Source organism: Lysobacterales bacterium (assembly GCA_014946745.1).
In the GTDB taxonomy this organism is placed as follows: domain Bacteria; phylum Pseudomonadota; class Gammaproteobacteria; order Xanthomonadales; family Xanthomonadaceae; genus Aquimonas.
The window spans coordinates 1,226,628-1,244,862 of sequence record JADCRD010000001.1 but is presented as its reverse complement, the minus strand read 5'-3'; the positions used below and the strand labels follow the sequence as shown (position 1 = coordinate 1,244,862).

General features: G+C 69.8%; 15 protein-coding genes. 5 read left to right on the top strand and 10 right to left on the bottom strand.

The features are described from left to right. Positions 1-13 precede the first annotated feature (13 nt). Complete coding sequence (locus tag H4O13_05000; GenBank protein ID MBE5314744.1) at positions 14-1,906, bottom strand: hypothetical protein; 1,893 nt, start codon at positions 1,904-1,906, stop codon at positions 14-16. 475 nt (positions 1,907-2,381) lie between these two features. Here H4O13_05000 and H4O13_04995 point away from each other — a divergent pair, with 475 nt between their 5' ends. After that, entirely contained in the window at positions 2,382-3,092 is a 711-nt protein-coding gene (locus H4O13_04995) for a response regulator (GenBank protein MBE5314743.1), read from the top strand. Between the two features lie 75 nt (positions 3,093-3,167). Here H4O13_04995 and recO read toward each other — a convergent pair whose 3' ends face one another. The 9 genes from recO to H4O13_04950 all read right to left on the bottom strand — a co-directional run bounded on the left by recO (position 3,168) and on the right by H4O13_04950 (position 13,342). Beyond that, a complete protein-coding gene (gene recO / locus H4O13_04990) occupies positions 3,168-3,899 on the bottom strand; it encodes a DNA repair protein RecO (protein ID MBE5314742.1) in 732 nt (243 codons plus the stop codon). 4 nt (positions 3,900-3,903) lie between these two features. After that, positions 3,904-4,818, bottom strand: a complete 915-nt coding sequence (gene era, locus H4O13_04985) for a GTPase Era (protein ID MBE5314741.1) — start codon at positions 4,816-4,818, stop codon at positions 3,904-3,906. After that, the gene (rnc, locus tag H4O13_04980; GenBank protein MBE5314740.1) at positions 4,815-5,492 is read right to left on the bottom strand and encodes a ribonuclease III; all 678 of its coding nucleotides are present in this window, start codon (positions 5,490-5,492) and stop codon (positions 4,815-4,817) included. The genes era and rnc overlap by 4 nt, the downstream gene beginning before the upstream one ends. A 16-nt stretch (positions 5,493-5,508) precedes the next feature. After that, positions 5,509-5,895 (bottom strand): DUF4845 domain-containing protein, encoded by a 387-nt coding sequence (locus H4O13_04975; GenBank protein MBE5314739.1) that lies wholly within the window; start codon positions 5,893-5,895, stop codon positions 5,509-5,511. 94 nt (positions 5,896-5,989) lie between these two features. Beyond that, positions 5,990-8,374, bottom strand: a complete 2,385-nt coding sequence (gene ligA / locus H4O13_04970) for an NAD-dependent DNA ligase LigA (GenBank protein ID MBE5314738.1) — start codon at positions 8,372-8,374, stop codon at positions 5,990-5,992. 10 nt (positions 8,375-8,384) lie between these two features. Then, entirely contained in the window at positions 8,385-11,888 is a 3,504-nt protein-coding gene (gene smc, locus H4O13_04965; GenBank protein ID MBE5314737.1) for a chromosome segregation protein SMC, read from the bottom strand. A 25-nt stretch (positions 11,889-11,913) separates the two neighbouring features. Continuing rightward, positions 11,914-12,777: a peptidyl-prolyl cis-trans isomerase gene (locus H4O13_04960; protein MBE5314736.1), complete on the bottom strand. Its 864-nt coding sequence runs from the start codon at positions 12,775-12,777 to the stop codon at positions 11,914-11,916. Beyond that, a complete protein-coding gene (locus H4O13_04955) occupies positions 12,774-13,025 on the bottom strand; it encodes a BolA family transcriptional regulator (GenBank protein ID MBE5314735.1) in 252 nt (83 codons plus the stop codon). Before H4O13_04955 ends, H4O13_04960 begins: the two co-directional genes overlap by 4 nt. Before the next feature lie 17 nt (positions 13,026-13,042). Continuing rightward, positions 13,043-13,342 carry a YciI family protein gene (locus H4O13_04950; GenBank protein ID MBE5314734.1) on the bottom strand — a complete coding sequence of 100 codons (300 nt, stop codon included), beginning with the start codon at positions 13,340-13,342 and terminating at the stop codon, positions 13,043-13,045. A gap of 200 nt (positions 13,343-13,542) precedes the next feature. Between H4O13_04950 and H4O13_04945 the strand changes: the two genes are divergently transcribed. The 4 genes from H4O13_04945 (at position 13,543) to H4O13_04930 (ending at position 18,022) form a co-directional block, all read left to right on the top strand. Further along, positions 13,543-14,178, top strand: coding sequence for a threonylcarbamoyl-AMP synthase (locus tag H4O13_04945; protein ID MBE5314733.1), 636 nt, complete (start codon positions 13,543-13,545; stop codon positions 14,176-14,178). Between the two features lie 268 nt (positions 14,179-14,446). Next, positions 14,447-15,499: a segregation/condensation protein A gene (locus H4O13_04940; GenBank protein MBE5314732.1), complete on the top strand. Its 1,053-nt coding sequence runs from the start codon at positions 14,447-14,449 to the stop codon at positions 15,497-15,499. Positions 15,500-15,506: 7 nt separating this feature from the next. Then, a complete protein-coding gene (gene scpB, locus H4O13_04935) occupies positions 15,507-16,475 on the top strand; it encodes an SMC-Scp complex subunit ScpB (GenBank protein MBE5314731.1) in 969 nt (322 codons plus the stop codon). Next, positions 16,472-18,022: a pseudouridine synthase gene (locus H4O13_04930; protein MBE5314730.1), complete on the top strand. Its 1,551-nt coding sequence runs from the start codon at positions 16,472-16,474 to the stop codon at positions 18,020-18,022. Before scpB ends, H4O13_04930 begins: the two co-directional genes overlap by 4 nt. Positions 18,023-18,235: the final 213 nt, after the last annotated feature.

Below are 18,235 nucleotides of genomic sequence, written 5' to 3'. Positions count from 1 at the left end.
CGCGCGTTCTGTCTCAATCGAAGGTCGGCGTCTGCCCTGCGCTGACCGCGCGCAAGCGCTCCACCAGCACCGGCCAATCGACTTCGCGCTGCATGCCGTTGACGCTGATCCGCGGCAGCCCGGAACCCTCGACCAGGGTATCGCCTCGCGCACTGCGGGCGAGCCCATCCATCTCGCAGACGTTGTTGTGCAAACGGCAGGCGATGCCGATACGCGCATAGGGAAAGGTCTCGAAAGCGCGCAGCACGCCCTGCTGCAGCGCCGCCGCCGGCCCCATGCCGCCGACGGAAGAGAGATCGCGCACGGCGCGCTGGCTGATCCGGCGCGATCCCTTGGCGTTCTCGTCGGTGACAAAGCGGGCGTCGAAAGCGACGGGGGACCAGTCAAGCAGACGCAGCCCGCGGATGTAGCCGCCGAGGCGGCCGGTGATCTCACCAAAACCGAAAGCGGCGGTGAGCGGCTGCAGATCGAGACCGCGAAGCTCGATGTCCGCCGCCAGCGTCGGCGCCACCCCGAAGGGGCGCTCCAGCGCCAGCCCGGCCACCTCGATCTCGCCATCGAAAACGCGCATGCGCAGCGCGCCGTCGAGCGCCAGCACGCCTCCGCCGTAGCGCACGCCGGGAATGTCACCGGACAGCTCGCCCTCGAAAGGCGGCCAGCCGAGCTGTGCCGACAGCTGGCGCAGGTCGATAGCACGCACCGACGCCGAGGCGGCAAAGCGATTCTCGCTGCCCGGTTCGGCAGCGCTGTTCCAGCGCAAGGCATCGAGTCGAAGCTCACCGCCCAGCACCTGCAGCGCAAGCGGCCGCTGCAGCCGCCACTCGCCGCCGCTGCTGACCCAGTCGAGGGCTGCGGGCGCGAACTGGGCGCCATACAGGGCGAGGTGCTCGACGCGCAGCTGGTCGCTGCGCGGGCTCGCGCCGCGGACGAAGCCCAGCGCGCCGGTGACGCCCTCAGCGGCGAACCGGCCCTTGGCATCGTGCAGGGCCAACGCTTCGGCCTCGAAGTTCAGGGACTCGATGCGCCCGGCGTCCAGTTCGATCTGCAGCGCCATTAAGCCCTCGGCCTGCAAGCCCGGCAGGCCGGCCGTGGCGAGTGCGGTGTCGAGATAGCGCGCGACCAGCACGTCGACGCGCGGGCTGCGGGCAGAGAGCATCGCCTGGCGAAGTGGCTGGGCGTCGTCGAAGCTCAGCTCGGCGCGAGCGTCCAGCTGCAGCGCTTCGGGATCGCTCCAGCGCAGCGCTTCGAGCGACCAGCGCGCGCCCTGCCCCTGCGCCGACAGCTGCAGCTGCACCGGCTGCGTCGGCAGGCGCGCGTACAAGGGCCCAGCCAGCAGCTCACCGCCGCTCAGCGCCAGCTCCAGCGCCAGCTGCGTGCGCTCGGCCAGGGTCAGGGACAGCTCCCCGCGAATTTTCAGATCGGCGGCGGCCAGCTGGCCATCTTCAGTGTCCAGGCCCAAGCCCTCGGCCCGCAGCTCGCCGCTCAGCTGCGGCGCCGTGTCGGCGAGCTTGAGCGACAGCTCGGCACCGAGCTGTCCCGCGGTCAGCCGCAGCTGCGGCCAGACCGACGCGATCATCGGCTGCAGCCAGGCCGCCGGCAGACGCTCGACCTTGAGCGCGATGGGCTGCCCGTCGCCTGGCAGACCGATCTGCAGGCGGGTGCGCCCGCGCACCAGGGCGAGCTGCAGGGCGCCGCGGTCGATCTCCAGGACCAAATCGCCCGCCGCCGCACGGGCGCTGCTGAGCGGCCCCGCGCAGTCCCAGACGCCCGAGTCGCGGCGACGCAGCTCACAGCGCCAGTCGACTGCATCGAACTGGTAGCCCAGCGGCGCGATCGTCAGCGCCTTGATCTGCAGCCGCAGCTGCAGCCCGGCGTCGCCTGCGTCCGGTGACTGCAGGCTAAGCATCAGGCCGCGTGCGCTGATCCCCTCATGCTGGACCGCATCCGCGCGCACCCTCAGCTCACGCGCCGCGGCAGAAAGCGAAATGAGAGCCAGCACTGCAAGCAGGCCGAGGCGCTGCGCGCAGGGCTTGAGCCGGGAAGTCGATCTCCGCATGCTCGGCAGGATACGGCAAGGGTGAACAGGCCAGGGTTGCACTGCGCCCTCTTGGGGCGACACTGATCAGGTTCCACCTCGACGTGATCAGGGGTCGCGAGCGCGCACCCCAGAGCGCACGGCAGCGCTGCAGTCTTCGCCACTGCCGTTGGCGCAGCTCAGACCGCAGCGCCCACTGCGGCCACCGCTGCAGCGTTCGCGGCTCGGCGAACGCGCAGAGGGCGCAGAGGGCGCAGAGAACCCAGTGCAAAGCATCTCGAACTGACGCGCCGGATGCGCCCGCCGTTTCCGATCCACCCCCATACCCTCTGGAGAGCCCGCCACGATGGAACCGCCTGCTCTGCACCTGCTGCTGGTGGAAGACGACCCGATCGGCGCGCACTGGCTGCGCCATCTGTTGGGTGGCTGGGGCTACGCGGTCGAGCACGCTGGCGACTGCCAGCAGGCGCTGGCCGTGGCCGAAGTCAAGGCGTTCGACGGGCTGCTGCTGGACCAGCGTCTGCCCGACGGCAGCGGTGAAGGGCTGCTGGCGCGGCTGCGCGCGGGCGGCGTGTGCGCCCCGGCGCTGGCGCTCAGCGCCGATCTCGATCCCAGGCCGCGGCCGGACAGCGGGGCCGCGCAGTTCGATGCGCGCTTGCGCAAGCCCATCGCTGCCGACGCCCTGCTGCATGCGCTGCATGCGCTGGGCTTGGCGCCGCCCAGCTGGGACGAAGGGCGCGCGCTGGCCGCCGCCAACGGCCATGCATCGATTGCGCGCGCGCTGCGCCAGCTGATGCTGGGCGAGCTGCCGGCGCAGCGGGCCGAACTGCAGCGCGCCGCTGCCGCGTCCCCGCCTGAGTTCGAGGCGCTGGATGCCCTGCTGCACAAGCTGCTGGGCTCGGCGCGGCTTACCGGGGCGATGGCGCTGGCGGCACACATCGAGAGTGCACGCAGCCAGTTGGGTGATCCACTGGCCGCAGCGCAGCGCGCAAGCGCACTGGGGCCGCTGTTCGCAGAGATCGAACGTCTGCTCCGTGAGGGCATTCCCTCGGGCTGATAGACCGCGACGGAGCCCCCGAGAGCTTGCCCCCCTGCAGCGCGCCCGCAGTCGACGGAGGTTTCCCGGCGTCGCTCAGCCGCGCAAGGCTTCGAACTCGGCAAGCAGGCCCCAGCTGCGCAGGCTGCGGCCATGCAGATGGCGCTTCAGCTCTTCGCGCAGCAGGCGTCGCAAGGGCGGCAGCAGGGCGTCGGGCGGTGCCTGCTCGCCGCGCAGTCCAATCAGTGCGGCGCCCTCGATGCCCGCCTGCTCCGCGATGCCCAAGCGCAGCGCGCCCGCCTCGCCCAGCCAGCGATAGCGCGCTTCAGGCTCGATGGCTTGGCCCGCGTGATCGGCGTCCAGCGGCAGCTCGAAGCCGATCGCCAGCAGCAGATCGCGCTCGAAGCAGCGCAGCGGCCAGGCCAGATCACCCGCCGCCAACTGCGAAAGCAGCAGGGCGTAGCGGGCGAACAGCGCCGACTGCCCCTCGCCGCGGTTCAGCAGCTGCACCAGCAGCTCGTTGGCGTAGAAACCCGCCATCAGCGCATCGCCCTGCAGACGGGGCGCAAGCCCCGCGGGCTCGACCTCGATCAGCTGCGGCAGCTCGCCGCGGCCCTGCCAGGCGAGGATCAGCGGAGTGAAGGGCTGCAGCAGGGCCGCGCGACCGCCGCCCTTGCCGCCCTTGGCGCCACGCGCCAACAGACCCATGCGGCCGTGGCCAGCGCTGAACACCTCCAGCAGCTGGCTGGTTTCGCGGAACGGCCGCGCATGCAGCACGTAGGCGGGCTCGCCTTCAACGCGCGGGCCGGGGCTACCGCTGCGCGACACGCGATTACTCGGTGTAGCCGAAGCGCTGCAGCACCTGCTCGTCGTCGCTCCAGCCCTCGCGGACCTTGCACCACAGCTGCAGGAAGACCTTGCGGTCGAGCAGTCGCTCCATGGCGATGCGCGCATCCATGCCGATCTGCCGCAGCTGCTCGCCGCCAGCGCCGATCACGATGGCCTTCTGACCGTCGCGTTCGACCCAGATCACCGCCGCGATCCGCGACATGCGGCCGTCCTCTTCCCAGTTCTCGATCTCGACGCTGGTGGCATAGGGCAGCTCGTCGCCCAGCTTGCGCATCAGCTGCTCGCGGATCAGCTCGGCGCAGAGGAAGCGCTCGCTGCGGTCGGTGACCTGGTCTTCCTCGAACAGCGCCTCGCCCTCGGGCAGGTGCTTCAGCAGGACCTTCTGCAGCACCTCCAGCCCCTTGCGCTTCTGTGCTGACAGCGGCACCACCTCGATGAAATCGTGGTCCTTCATGACCTGCTGGATGAAGGGCAGCAGCGCGCCCTTGTCCTTCAGCTTGTCGACCTTGTTGATCACCAGCACGCGCGGCACCTGCGCCTCGACCAGGGCCTTGTAGGCACGCTCGTCGTCCTCGCGCCAGGCGCCGGCTTCGATCACCAGCACGCCGATCTGCACGTCGGCCAGCGCACCGCGGGCGGCGCGGTTCATGTAGCGGTTGATCGCGCGCGGCTCCTTGCCGTGCAGGCCGGGCGTGTCGACGTAGACGATCTGCCCACCCTCGACCGTGCTGATGCCGAGGATGCGATGGCGGGTGGTCTGCGGACGCCGCGAGACGATGCTGACGCGGAACCCGACCAGGGCGTTGATGAGGGTGGACTTGCCGACGTTCGGGCGGCCGACCACGGCCACGTGGCCGACGCGGAAGCCGCCGGCGGCGGGGCTGTCAGGGGTGTTCATGCAGATTCCTTGGTGGATGCAACAAGCAGGGCGGCCAGCACTTCGGCGGCGGCCTGCTGTTCGGCTTCGCGGCGCGCACCGGCAGTGGCGGTCGCTTCGATGGCATGGCTGTCGACGCGGCAGACGACTACGAACTGCTTGTCGTGGTCATCGCCGCGGGCTTCGATCAATCGATACTCGGGCAAGCCCAGCTGTCTCGCCTGCAGCCATTCCTGCAGGCGAGTCTTGGGGTCCTTTTCGGCCTTGAGCCCCGGCGGCAGGGCCTCGATCAGCGGCTCGAACAGCGCCACCACGCGGGCGCGACACACCTCGAAACCGGCATCGAGATGGATGGCCCCGATGATCGCCTCGACGACGTCGGCGAGGATCGACTCGCGCCGGAAGCCGCCGCTCTTCAGCTCGCCCTGCCCGAGGATGAGGCGGTCGCCGAGCTTGTGCTGACGCGCCAGTTCGGCCAGCTGCGGCTCGCGCACCAGCTGCGAGCGCGCGCGGGTGAGCGCGCCCTCGTCGGCCTTCGGGAAACGGTGGAACAGGGCCTCGGCGACCACCACGCTGAGCACGGCGTCGCCGAGAAATTCGAAGCGCTCGTTGTTGCGTCCGCCGGCGCTGCGATGAGTCAGCGCCTGCTGCAGCAGGGCCGGATCGGCGAAGGTATGACCCAGCGCCGCGCTCATGGGGTGCGACACTGGATCAATCAACGGCGCCCTGGCGCGACAGTTCGACCGTTCTGTCGAACTTCGCCACGAAGTCGATGTTGTACGCCAAGGGCTTGCGCACCTCGTACTTGATCGTGAGGTTGTAGCCGTTGCCCGAGCGCGCGATCTTGACGTGGCTGGGCTTCACGGACTCGACGTAGGAGATGTAGAAGCGACGATTGAGCAGGTCGCGGATCCTCTCCGGCGTCTGCGTGGCGATGCCGGGTTCGGTCTGCAGGCCCTTCATGGCCGACACCACCGAGTAGTACTCCGAGTACACCGGAAACAGCCGCATCGCCAGAAAGGCGAAAAAGCCAACCACGGCCAGCACCACGATGAAGCCAAGAAGGGTGATGCCGCGCTGACGGGTACCGAGTTTCATGGGTTGCCTCTTCGAAGGAATGCGGACCAGCAATGCCCCAATGGTCGCCAAGCCGGCGATGGGGCGCAAGCAGAAGCTGGAGCCCGGGGGCAGCTCACGCCGAGTGTTCCGCCAGAAAGGCCAGGAGTCGCGCCTCGTCCCACACCGGCACACCCAGCTCGTTCGCCTTGGCCAGCTTGCTGCCCGCCGCCTCGCCAGCCACCACGAAGCTGGTCTTTTTCGACACGCTGCCGGCCACCTTGGCGCCCAGCGCTTCGAGCCTTGCCCCAGCCTCATCGCGGGTCAGGGCGGACAGCGAGCCGGTCAGAACCACCGTCTTGCCGGCCAGCACGCCGCCCTCGACCTCGTGCGGAGCGGCCGCGCGCAGGGCGGCCATGGCTGCATCCACCGTGCGCAGGCGCGCTCCCCAGTGCGGATCGGCGAGCATGACGAACAGCGCAGCGGCCGCGTCGGCGCTGACGCCCAGCGAGGTCAGCCCGCCCTCGCCTGCCGCGGTCAGCGCGGCCAGATCGCGACGGGTTTCGCCGATGCGACTGATCGAGGTGTCGCCCAAGCGCCCCAGCGGTGCGCCGAGCGCTTTGGCCGCGCGCAGCAGATGGCCGAGATCCAGCCGCGTCGCCAACGAGGCCGAGGGCTGACCCGCCTGCTGGGGCTCCACGCCGTTGGCGAGCAGCGCATCGATGACTTCATTGTTGTGCGGCTGCGCGAAGAAGCTGGCGATCGACGCCGCCACCTTGGGCCCGACATCGGGCACGGCCAGCAGCACAATCGGGTCGGCCCGGCGAATGGCTTCAAGGCTGCCGAAGCTGCGCGCCAGCGCCTTCGCGGTCTCCTCGCCGATCTGCAGGATGCCGAGCCCGAACAGCAGGCGCTCCAGGCTCGGCCGGCGGCTGCGCTCGATAGCCTCGATCAGGTTCTCGGCCCAGCGCGTCGCGACCTTGCCGGCCTTGACCGTCTCCGGCGTGCTGCCGTCGCGCAGATCGGCGCGGCGCTTCATCTCCAGCAGGTCGTCGAGTGTGAGCCGGTACAGGTCGGCCACGCTCTGCACCAGGCCAAGATCGACCAGATCCTCGACCATGCGCTCGCCCAGGCCTTCGACATCGATGGCGCGTCGTGAGGCGAAATGGATCAGCGCCTGCTTGCGCTGGGCTGGGCAAAACAGGCCGCCGCTGCAGCGCGCGACGGCCTCGCCCTCGGGGCGGACGACCGCCGAACCGCAGGCCGGACACTCGCTCGGCAGCAACCACGGCGCGGTGCCCTCAGGGCGACGCTCGGAGACCATGGCCAGCACCTCGGGGATGACATCGCCCGCGCGGCGCACGATCACCGTGTCGCCGACGCGCACGTCGAGCCGGGCGATCTGGTCGGCGTTGTGCAGGGTGGCATTGGTGACCACCACGCCGGCGACCTGCACAGGCTTCAGTCGCGCCACCGGCGTGATCGCGCCGGTGCGCCCGACCTGCACGTCGATGGCCTCGACCTCGGTCATTTCCTCCTGCGCCGGGAACTTGTGAGCGATCGCCCAGCGCGGCGCACGGGCAACGAAGCCCATGGCGCGCTGCTGATCGAAGCGGTTCAGCTTGTAGACCACGCCGTCGATGTCATAGGCGAGCGCATCGCGCCTGGCGCCGATGCGGCGGTAGTACGCGATCAGACCGTCGAAGCCGCAGGCGGTGTCGACCTCGGGGCTGATGGGCAAGCCCAAGACCGCGAGCTGCTGCAGCGTCTGCGAGTGCGTGGGCGGCACGTCGAATCCCTCCTGCGCGCCGATCCCGTAGGCATAGAACGCCAACGGTCGCTGCGCGGTGACCGTGGGATCAAGCTGGCGGAGCGAGCCGGCCGCGCCATTGCGCGGATTTGCCAGCGTCTTCTCGCCGCGCTCCAGCGCACGCTGGTTGAAGGCCAGGAAGCCGGCCCGCGGCATGTAGACCTCACCGCGCACTTCCAGCAGCGCGGGTGCGTCACCACGCAAGCGCAGCGGAATCGCGCGGATCGTGCGCAGGTTGGCGGTGACGTCTTCGCCCGTTGCACCGTCACCACGGGTCGCGCCCTGCAGCAGCACGCCCTGCTCGTAGCGCAAGCTGATGGCCAGGCCGTCAAGCTTGGGCTCGACCGAGAATTCGGGCTCGACCTCTCCCGTCTCCTCGACAATGCGACGCACGAACTCGGCCACTTCGCGGTGACGCAGCGCCGGCGCGTCCTGCTCGACTTCGTCGAAGGCATTGCCGAGCGAGAGCATCGGAATCGCATGGGTGACTTCTGCGAAAGCGCTGTCGGAGCGCGCGCCCACGCGGAGCGTCGGCGAATCCGCGGTGCGCAGCTCCGGATGCGCGAACTCCAACGCCTCCAGCTCGCGCAGCAGCCGGTCGTACTCGGCGTCGGGAATGCTCGGCGCATCGAGCACGTGGTAGCGGTAGTTCGCGTCCTCGATCTGCGCGCGCAGTTCGGCGGCACGTGCGCTCAAGCTCTGGTTCGACATGGGGTGGATCTCAGGCCGCGCCGACCATGCGGCTGGCCTCGTCGATATCGACTGAGACCAGACGCGACACGCCGGGCTCGCGCATGGTCACGCCGGCCAGCTGGCGGGCGGCCTCCATGGTCGATTTGTTGTGGGTGACGAACAGGAACTGCACCTTCTCGCTCATCTCGGTGACCATCGATGAGAAGCGGCCGACATTGGCCTCGTCGAGCGGCGCATCGACTTCGTCGAGCAGGCAGAAGGGCGCGGGGTTCAGCTGGAAGATCGCGAACACGAGCGCCACGGCGGTCAGCGCCTTCTCGCCGCCGGACAGCAGCGAGATGTTCGACACGCGCTTGCCCGGCGGCCGCGCCATGATCGCCACGCCGGTGTCGAGCAGATCCTCGCCGGTCAGCTCCAGGTAGGCGTGGCCGCCGCCGAACAATCGCGGATACAGGGCCTGCATGCCGGTGTTGACGCGATCGAAGGTGTCCTTGAAGCGGCCGCGGGTTTCCTTGTCGATCTTGCGGATTGCGTTCTCGAGCGTTTCCAGCGCCTGGCTCAGATCCAGGTGCTGGCTGTCGAGATAGTCCTTGCGCTGCGACTGCTCGCCATACTCCTGGATCGCCGCGAGGTTCACCGGCTCCAGTCGCTTGATGCGGGTTTCGAGCTCGTCGAGGGTCTTCTTCCAGGCCTCGGGCGTGGCGTTCTCAGGCAGGTTGTCGAGCAGCGCCTGCGGCTCCAGCTCGGCAGCGGTGATCGCCTCCAGCAGGCCCTGCGCCTTCAAAGCCAGCGCCTGCTCGTCCAGGCGCTTGCGCGAGAGCCGCTCGCGCAGCAGCAGGGCGCGCTGATCGAGCTGCTGGCGGCGCTGCTCGTAGTTGCGCAGCTCGCCCTCGATCCCGTCGACCGCCGAACGCGCTGCCGACAGCCGCTTCTCCACATCGATGCGGCTGTCGAGGTAGACCTGCAGCTCGTTCTTCAGCGCTTCAATCGGCGCATCGCCCACCGACAGCTGCTCGGCGAGTTCGGCGCGGCGCTGGGCCAGCTGCTGCAGCTGGTTTTTCATGCGCGCCAGGCCCTGCTCCAGGCCGGCGCGCTGGCTGCGCTTCGACTCCAGCTGCAGGGCCAGGTGATGGCCGCGCTCGCGCAGCTCGCGCACGGCCGACTGTGCGGCCTCGCGGGCAGCGAACAGGCGCTCGCGCTCACCCTCAAGGGAGAGCCGCAGATCCTCCTGCTCGCCCATGCGCTCCATGGCGTGCTCAAGGCGCGCGCGCGAATCGCCGGCCTGCTCCTGAGCGTCCTCGATGGTCGTGGACAGCTGCGCCAGTTCGGCCTCGATGCGCTGGCGGCGCGCCTGCGCCTGGTCAAGCTTGCCGGTGAGGCTCTGCAGCTGACCCGAGAGTTCGGCCACGCTGCGGTGCGCGAGGTACAGACTGCGCTGCGCGTCCTCGCGCTCGATCTCGGCCTGCTGCAGGGCGTCGCGCAGTTCGTTCAACTGCTCGACCAGCGCCTGCTCACGCAGCCCCTGGTTCTGGAGTTCGGCGCGCAGGTTCTGCAGCTCGCGCTCGCGCGCCAGCGCACCCTGCTGGGCTTCGCCCGAGCGCAGCACGCGGGCGAAGCTCGCCGACAACCACTCGCCCTCGCGGGTAATCAGGCTCGCACCGTCGGCGAATGCCGGCAGGCGCGCACGCGCCGATTCGATCGAGTCGACCGCGTGCACATCGATCAGGAGTCGACGCAAAGCCGCAGGGCCTTCCACGCGAGCGGCCAGCGAATCGGCCGGCGCGACCAGCAGCTCATCGACGTCGGCCAGCAGCGAGAGCCGGCCGGCGCGCAGTGCAGCGAGCGCTTCGGCATGCTGGGCAGGCGTCTCGACCATTACGCCTTCGATCAGGCTGCCGAGCACGGTTTCGACCGCGGTTTCCCAGCCCGGCTGAACTTTCAGCACGCTGCCGGCGCGCGGCTGCTGCTCCAGCCCCTGCGCGCGCAGCCAGTCGAGCACGGCGCCCTTCTCCTGGCCGAGCGCTGCCGCCTGCAGGGCCTCCAGCGAGCCCAGGCGACCGCGTTGGCTCTGGATTTCCTTGCGCACTTCGGCCAACTGGGCCTGGCTGAGCCGCTGTCTTTCCTGCACCGCCAGCACGGCCTGCTTGCGCGCGTCGAGGCCTTGGGTGAGCGCGTCGACCTGGGCGCGCTGCGTTTCAGCCTGCTCCTCTGCGTCGTCCAGGGCGGCCTCGATCGCCGACACATCCAGGCCCTGCAGCTCGCCGGCCAGGGTCTCGCGACGGCGAGCGAGTTCGAGCATCTGGCGGTCGAGGTAGTCGATGCGGGTGCGCTCGACTTCGGCTGCGCGCGCGGCCTCGGACTGCGCCTGCCGCTGCGCGTCGGAATTGCGCTGCCAGTCGCTGAGCGCGCGCTCGGCCGCCTGCAGGCCATCGGCGCGTTCGGCCAGCTGCTCGCCGACCTCGCTGGCCGCGGGTTCGAGTTCCTGCACCACCGCATCGAGATCGGCCAGCTTCGATGCGTCCTCTTCGATATGCGCCAGCACTTCGGCGTGCGAGGCGTCGGCTTCGGCCTTGCTTTGGCGCAGGCGCTGGCTCAGCTCGCCCTGGTGGCGGATCTGCTGCTCGACGCGGGCGATATCGCTGCTCAGGCGGTAGCTCTCGGCCTGCACCTTCGACAGGGCCTCGCCGGCCTCGCCCTGCTGCACGCGGGTCAACTCGATCTGCGCCTCGACATGGCGCTGCTCGGTGATCGTGGCTTCGAGCTGCAGATCCTCTTCGCTGAGCCCCGCGCGCAGTTCGCTGAGCTGGCGTTCGACCGCGCCAAACAGCATGGCCTTCAGCTGCGCATCGCGCTCGCGCTGCTCGGCGCGCAGCTGCTGGTAGAGCTCGGCCTGGCGGGCCTGGCGCTTCAGGTGCTCGAGCTGCTTGTCGACTTCCTCGCGCAGGTCGTTCAAGCGGTCGAGGTTCTCGCGCGTGTGCCGCATGCGCGTCTCGGTTTCCTTGCGGCGCTCCTTGTACTTGGAGATGCCGGCGGCTTCCTCCAGATAGACGCGCAGATCTTCGGGGCGGGCCTCGATGATCTGGCTGATCATGCCCTGCTCGATGATCGAGTAGCTGCGCGGGCCCAAGCCCGTTCCGAGAAAGAGATCGGTGATGTCGCGCCGACGGCAGCGCGTGCCGTTCAGGTAGTACGCACTGGCGCCATCGCGGCTGACCATGCGCTTGACCGAGATCTCGTTGTACTGCGCGTACTCGCCAACGATGGTGTGGTCGCTGTTGTCGAAGATCAGCTCGACCGTGGCGGTGCCCACCGGCTTGCGGCCCGAGGAGCCTGAGAAGATCACGTCGGTCAGATTGTCGCCACGCAGGCGGCTGGCCGAGCTCTCGCCCATCACCCAGCGCACGGCGTCGATGATGTTCGACTTGCCGCAGCCGTTCGGCCCCACCACACCGGTCATGTTGGTGGGCAGGTGCAGGGTGGTGGGATCGACGAAGCTCTTGAAGCCCGCCAGCTTGATCGTGGACAGACGCATCCGGTGCGTTCCTCTGAGCGTGGCCTTACTTGGCCGGCGGCGTGGGCGTACTGGCGCCCGGCGCGGTGATCTGGGCCGCCGCGCGCAGCGCGCGCACGCGCTCGGCAACGGCCTGCTGCTGCAGCTGCTGCTCGATGCCGGGTCGAACCTCCTCGAACGCCGGGGGCTGGTAGGGACGGCTGCCGGCACGGCGCAGCACGTGATAGCCGAAGCGTGTCTGCACCACGACCGGTGCGACTTCGCCATCGGACAGCTGGCCGAGCAGCTCGGCGAACTCGGGCGGCGTCTGGGTCAGGTTGGCCCAGCCGAGGTCACGGGCCTGCAGCGCGGTCGCCGCGTGCTTCTGAATCAGCGCCTCGAAATCGGCATCCGGCGCCAGGGCCTCAGCAAGTGCGGCTGCGGCCGTCGCTTCGTCGGCGTACAGGATGTGCTGAGCCTGATACTCGAGCGCCCCGGCGCGCTCCACTTCGCGCGCGTAGTAGTCGCGGAGCTCCTGTTCGCCGATCTGCACCTCGCCGCGCAGCGCGTTCAGCTGATGGGCCGCCAGCACCTGCATTCGACCCAGTGCCAGCTCGGCCTGCAGCGAATCCGCGCCCGCCTCGCTCCCTGTCAGGCCCGTCTGCGCCAGCAGCAAGGTTTCGATCAGGCGATCCAGCGCCTGCTGGCGCTGCTCGGGCTGGGCGATGTCCAGCCCCAGGCCTTTCGCGAAGGTCTCGAACACCGGCTGGGTCACGCTCTCGCCGTTGACGACCGCAACCATTGCACCCTGCGGGGCGCCCTGCAGTACCTGGGTTTTGCCGCTGTCGTCGGCAACCTTGCCGCCGCCGCAGGCCGCGAGTAGCAAACAGGCGAGAGCGGCGGCAATCGGACGGACGGGTACGAATGTCATCCCTGGAACTCCTCGGGGGCATAGGCGCGCATGGACAGCGCGTGGATATCGGTCTGCATCAGGCTGCCGACGGCTTCATACACCGCGCGATGGCGGGCGATGGCGTTCAGGCCCGAGAACTTCGGACTGACGATCAGCAGCGAGAAGTGTCCACGGCCGTCGCGCGCGCCCTCGTGGCCCGCGTGCTTGTGGCTGTCGTCATGCACTTCCAGCAGGCTGGGCTGCAGCACGGCCAGGGCCGCGCGGATCGCTTCGACGCGTGCGCTCACGGCAGCACCGGGCGGAAGGGCAGCACCTGCACGGATTCGTAGACGCCCGCCTCGAAGTAGGGATCGGACTGCGCCCAGTCGCGAGCGGCGGCGAAATCTTCGAACTCGGCCACGATGGCCGAGCCGACGAAGCCGGCCTCGCCCGGGTCTTCGGCGTCGATTGCCGGCAGCGGGCCAGCCAGCTTGAGCCGCCCCTCGTCGCGCAGGGCATGCAGGCGGGCGAGGTGCGAGGGCCGCGCTTCGAGACGCTTGGCGAGTGATTCGGGCGCGTCACAGCCGATGATCAGGTACCACATGGCGCGGTCCTCGCGATGCAGGGAAGTCGGGCGGGGCGAGCCCCTGCGAGCGCACGCGCAGGCGGCCCGAGGAGCGCAGGAATCGCGGGGCTATCCGGCCCCGGTATGGACCGCGCATCATATGCGCTCACCCAAGCCCCCTCAAACGCCCCGCTCTGCGCGGGGTGCCGTTCGCGGGCGCGCTGTTCAACTGGAGCCCCATGGGCGATCGCATCGACATCCATCCCGTCAGCCCGCAGCCGCGCCTGATCCAGCGCGCCGTGGATGCGCTGAATCGCGGCAGCCTGCTGGTCGCGCCCTCGGACGCCGGCTACCTGTTCGCATGGGCGATCGACGCCGTGCGCGCGGAGGAGCGCGTGCAGAAGCTCCGCGGGCTGGACAGCAAGCATCCTTTCACCTTACTCTGCGCCCGCCTGAGCGAAGTCGGCCGGATGGCCAAGCTCGACGACAGTGCCTTCCGCATCGTCAAGCCCCTGGTTCCCGGGCCCTACACCTTCATCCTCCCGGTGTCTGCGGAACTGCCACGGCGGTTCAAGCAGGCTAAGCGCAAGGTCATCGGTTGCCGCATTCCGGACCATCCGGTGCTGCAAGTCTTGCTCGAAGCTTGGGGCTCGCCCCTGCTCTCGACCAGTCTGGAGCTCGCGCCGGAAGCGGCGGACGAGTCGCCCGACCGTCAGGACGCCTTCGAGGTTGCAGAGCACGCCCTGCGCCATGTCGACTTGATGCTGGATTCCGGGGATTGCCCGCCCGGACCGACCAGCGTTGTGGATTTGTCGGGCGACGCTCCGGTGCTGGTTCGCGAAGGCGCCGGCCCGGTGGATTTTCTGGACAGCTGAACTGTCCCGCCCGGCGATGGGGCCGGCCACACACCGGTGATTCAGCGCCTTGAGCAGGCAGGTGGCACCCTTGGAGGACGTTGAGCCTCCGGCGGCCGAGGGGACGGCCGCGGGCGGCAGCTGCCGCCACAAGCACCTTAGGCGGGCCCGCTGCGTCCTGGCGATCGCGAGCCGCCCGCTCCCAAGTCCGCTCGGCCTGCAAGGCCCGGCCAGGACGACCATTCAAGGCGCGTAGCGCGCCATGCAGTGATCAGGATCCATCGCGAAGATGTCCGTTGCATCGGCGGCTGCCGCCGACACCAGCGCCAACCCGTCGCACAGCGGCCCACCCCAGCAGCAGGAAATGCCGCTGGCGATGGTGCGTGGCCAGCCGGTGCTGCAGATTCCGCAGGATCTCTACATCCCACCCGACGCGCTGGAAGTCATCCTTGATGCCTTCGAAGGCCCGCTCGACCTGCTGCTGTACCTGATCCGCCGGCAGAACCTGGACATCCTGGATATCCCGGTCGCCGAGATCACCCGCCAGTACATCGACTACATCGGCCTGATGCAGGACATCAAGCTGGAGCTGGCGGCCGAGTATCTGGTGATGGCCGCGATCCTGGCCGAGATCAAATCGCGCCTGCTGCTGCCGCGCCCGCCCACTGCCGAAGGCGAAGAGGAAGACCCGCGCGCCGAGCTGGTGCGCCGTCTGCAGGAATACGAGCGCTTCCGCCAGGCCGCGCAGGATATCGACGCCCTGCCCCGCATCGAACGCGACACCCAGGTGGTGCACGCCCAGACCGGGGACCGCAGCACCGTGCGTTTGCCGCCGCCGGTCGACCTGCGCGAGATGCTGCTGGCGCTGCGCGATGTGCTCAAACGCGCCGAGCTGTTCAGCCACCACAACATCCGTCGCGAGGCGCTGAGCGTGCGGGCGCGCATGGGCGAGCACCTGGAGCGCCTGTCGCACGGACGCTTCGTGTCTTTCGTCGAGCTGTTCCGCGCCGAGGAAGGCCGCTTGGGCGTGGTGGTCAGCTTTCTGGCCATGCTCGAACTGGCCAAGGAAATGCTGATCGAGATCGTGCAGGAGGCGCCGCTGGCGCCGATCTTCGTGCGCGCGCTGGCCGCGTCGAGCGAGGGTGCCGAGGGCGCGCTTGATGAGCGCTTGCCGGGCAGCGACGGCGGCGATTTCGATGAGGCCGGCGAAGGGGTGTTCGCGGAGGACGCGCCCGCGCTGCCAGCGCCGGCCGGTCTCGCCGCGGCGGCCGCCGAAGCCACGAACGGCGACGCGGCTGGGCAGCCCGCTGCATCCGCCAATCACCGCACCGGGGAGCCCTAGCCCACGCATGGACTTCGACCTGCTGAAGCGCATTCTCGAAGCCGCCCTGCTCGCGGCGCCGCAGCCGCTGACGGTGGCTCAGCTCACCGATCTGTTCGGCGAAGGCGAAGCGCCGCCCGCCGATGATATTCGCCGCGCGCTGCTGGCCCTGCAGGACGACAGCGCCAACCGCGGCGTCGAGCTGATCGAGGTCGCCTCGGGCTTTCGCTATCAGGTGCGCGCCGAGATCTACCCGCACATCGCGCGCCTCTGGGCCGAGAAGCCCGCGCGCTATTCACGCGCACTGCTCGAAACTCTGGCGTTGATCGCCTACCGTCAGCCGATCACCCGCGGCGAGATCGAGGCCATTCGCGGCGTCGCGGTGAACAGCCAGATCATCCGCACGCTGGAAGAGCGCGAATGGATCCGCGTGGTGGGCCATCGCGATGTGCCCGGCAAGCCCGCGCTGTTCGGCACCACCCGCGCCTTCCTCGACTATTTCAATCTGAAGAGCCTCGACCAGCTGCCGCCGCTGTCGGCGCTGCAGGAGCTGCCGGACATCGAACCCGAGCTGGACTTCGACGGCGCCCGGGCCAAGGCCGCCCTGCCGGCCGGCGCTGCCAACGCAGGCGATGCTGAAGACCTGGGGGCGGCGGACTCCGAAGCTGTCGCCACCGACGCCAAGCCCGACGCCCCCCTGCTTTCCGATGCGCAGGCGCAGGCCGACCCGGAGCTGAGCTCAACGGCAGGCGACTTCGACGCCGCCGCATCGCCAGCCGCCTTGATCGCGACCGACGAAGTCGCATCCGCTGAACACGACGAGGCCCAGCCAGGCCTTGCCGACCCCGACAGCATCGACGGCGCCCAGCACGCCGATGCCTACGAGAACGACCTCGACACCGCCACGCGCCTCGATGAGGAGCGGGTGGCGGTCGACACCGCAGACACCACCGACCCTACGGGCGAGTCCGAGACTTCGCCGGAGCAGATTCCATGAGTGAGACACCCCGCCGCGTCCTCTCGCTGAAGCGCGAAGGCGCCAGCACCGCCCGCATCGAAGAGCGCCTGCACAAGGTGCTGGCCACCGCCGGGCTCGGCTCGCGGCGCGCGCTGGAAGAGCGCATCGCCCGCGGCGAGGTGAAGGTCAACGGCGAAGTCGCTGCGACCGGCAGCAGCATCGCCTCTGGCGACCGCGTCGAACTGGACGGCCGCGCGTTCGTCGCCAGCAACCAGAGCGAGCCGGTGCAAGTGCTGCTCTACAACAAGCCCGAGGGCGAGCTGACCACGCGCGACGACCCCGAAGGCCGCGCGACGGTCTTCGAAAAGTTGCCCAAGCTGAAGAACGCGCGCTGGATCGCGGTCGGTCGCCTCGACATCAACACCACCGGCCTGCTGCTGCTGACCACCGACGGTGAGCTTGCCAATGCGCTGATGCATCCGAGCACCGAAGTCGAGCGCGAGTACGTCTGCCGCATCCACGGCGAAGTCAGCGAGGACGTCATCCGTCAGCTGCAGCGGGGCGTACAGCTGGAGGATGGCGAAGCCAAGTTCGACGTGATTGAAGCGATCGGCTCCAGCGACAGCCACGCCTGGTTCCGCGTCGTGCTGCGCGAGGGCCGCAACCGCGAGGTGCGCCGCATGTGGGAAGCCGTGGGCTTCACCGTCAGCCGCCTGAAGCGCGTGCGCTACGGCAGCGTCGAGTTGCCGCGTCTGTTGAAGCGCGGCATGAGCGAGCCGCTGCCGGCCGAGCAGGTCGACGCTCTGCGCGCCAGCCTCAGCCTGCCGCCGCCGGAAGCGACCCTTACCCTGCAGCCGGTGATCGGCCAGCGCCGCGCCAAGACCAGCGAGTACCGCCCGGCCGCGCGCGAGCAGAAAGCCTGGACCCAGGGCGCCTACGGCGATGAAGGCCGCGAACTGCGCGCCTTCGACAACATCCGCGAAGACGCCCCGCGCGGCCGCGGGCGCGGCCCGGGTCGCGGCGGCCCGGGAGCCCCCGGCGGCCCCGGCGGCAAGCGCAAGCCCGGCGGCAAGCCGGGCGGGTTCAAGTCCGGCCCCGGCGCGCCCGGCGGCCCGCGCGGCGCAGCCAAGCGCCCCGACAACTACGGCAACAGCCTGACCGCACCCGGCGGCGAAGCCCGCGGCCGCGGCGGTCCGCGCGTGCGCAGCGGCAACAGCAGCGCTGCCGGTGGCGCCAGCGCCAGCGGCGAATTCCGCAGCTGGTATGTGCCCGATGGCGTGACAACCACCAGCCCGTCAGCGCGTCCGCAGAACCGGCCTGCCGGCCGCCCCGGCGGACCGGGTCGTCCTGGCGGTCCTGCGGCAGTCGGACGCCCGGGGGCACCCGGCCGTCCTGGCGCTGCGGGCCCGCAGGGTGCGCCCGGCGGCAAGTTCGGCAAACCGGGCGGTCGCCCGGGTGGCGCACCGGGCGGAAAGCCGTCCGGCAAGCCGGGCGGCCCGCGTCCGGGCGGCCATGGTCCCAAGGGGCATGGGCCGGGTGGACGCGGCCCGCAGGGCACACCCAAAGGACCTCGCGGACCGCGCTGAAAATGTCTGCGGACCCCTCGCCCGTTGGTTCTGCCATTCGCAACCGGACGCTAGCAAGGGCGGGCACTCTGGCTCGAATCGGCGCGCACGGTCGAAGCCTCACGCTTTGCCGGGAGCCACCGGCGAGGCCCGCCCTGCCAGCGCAGGTTGGCTGAGGCTCGCGGCGGCGGCCGGCTGAGGCATGAGACTGATCGGGCAGCCCGCGGCCCGCAG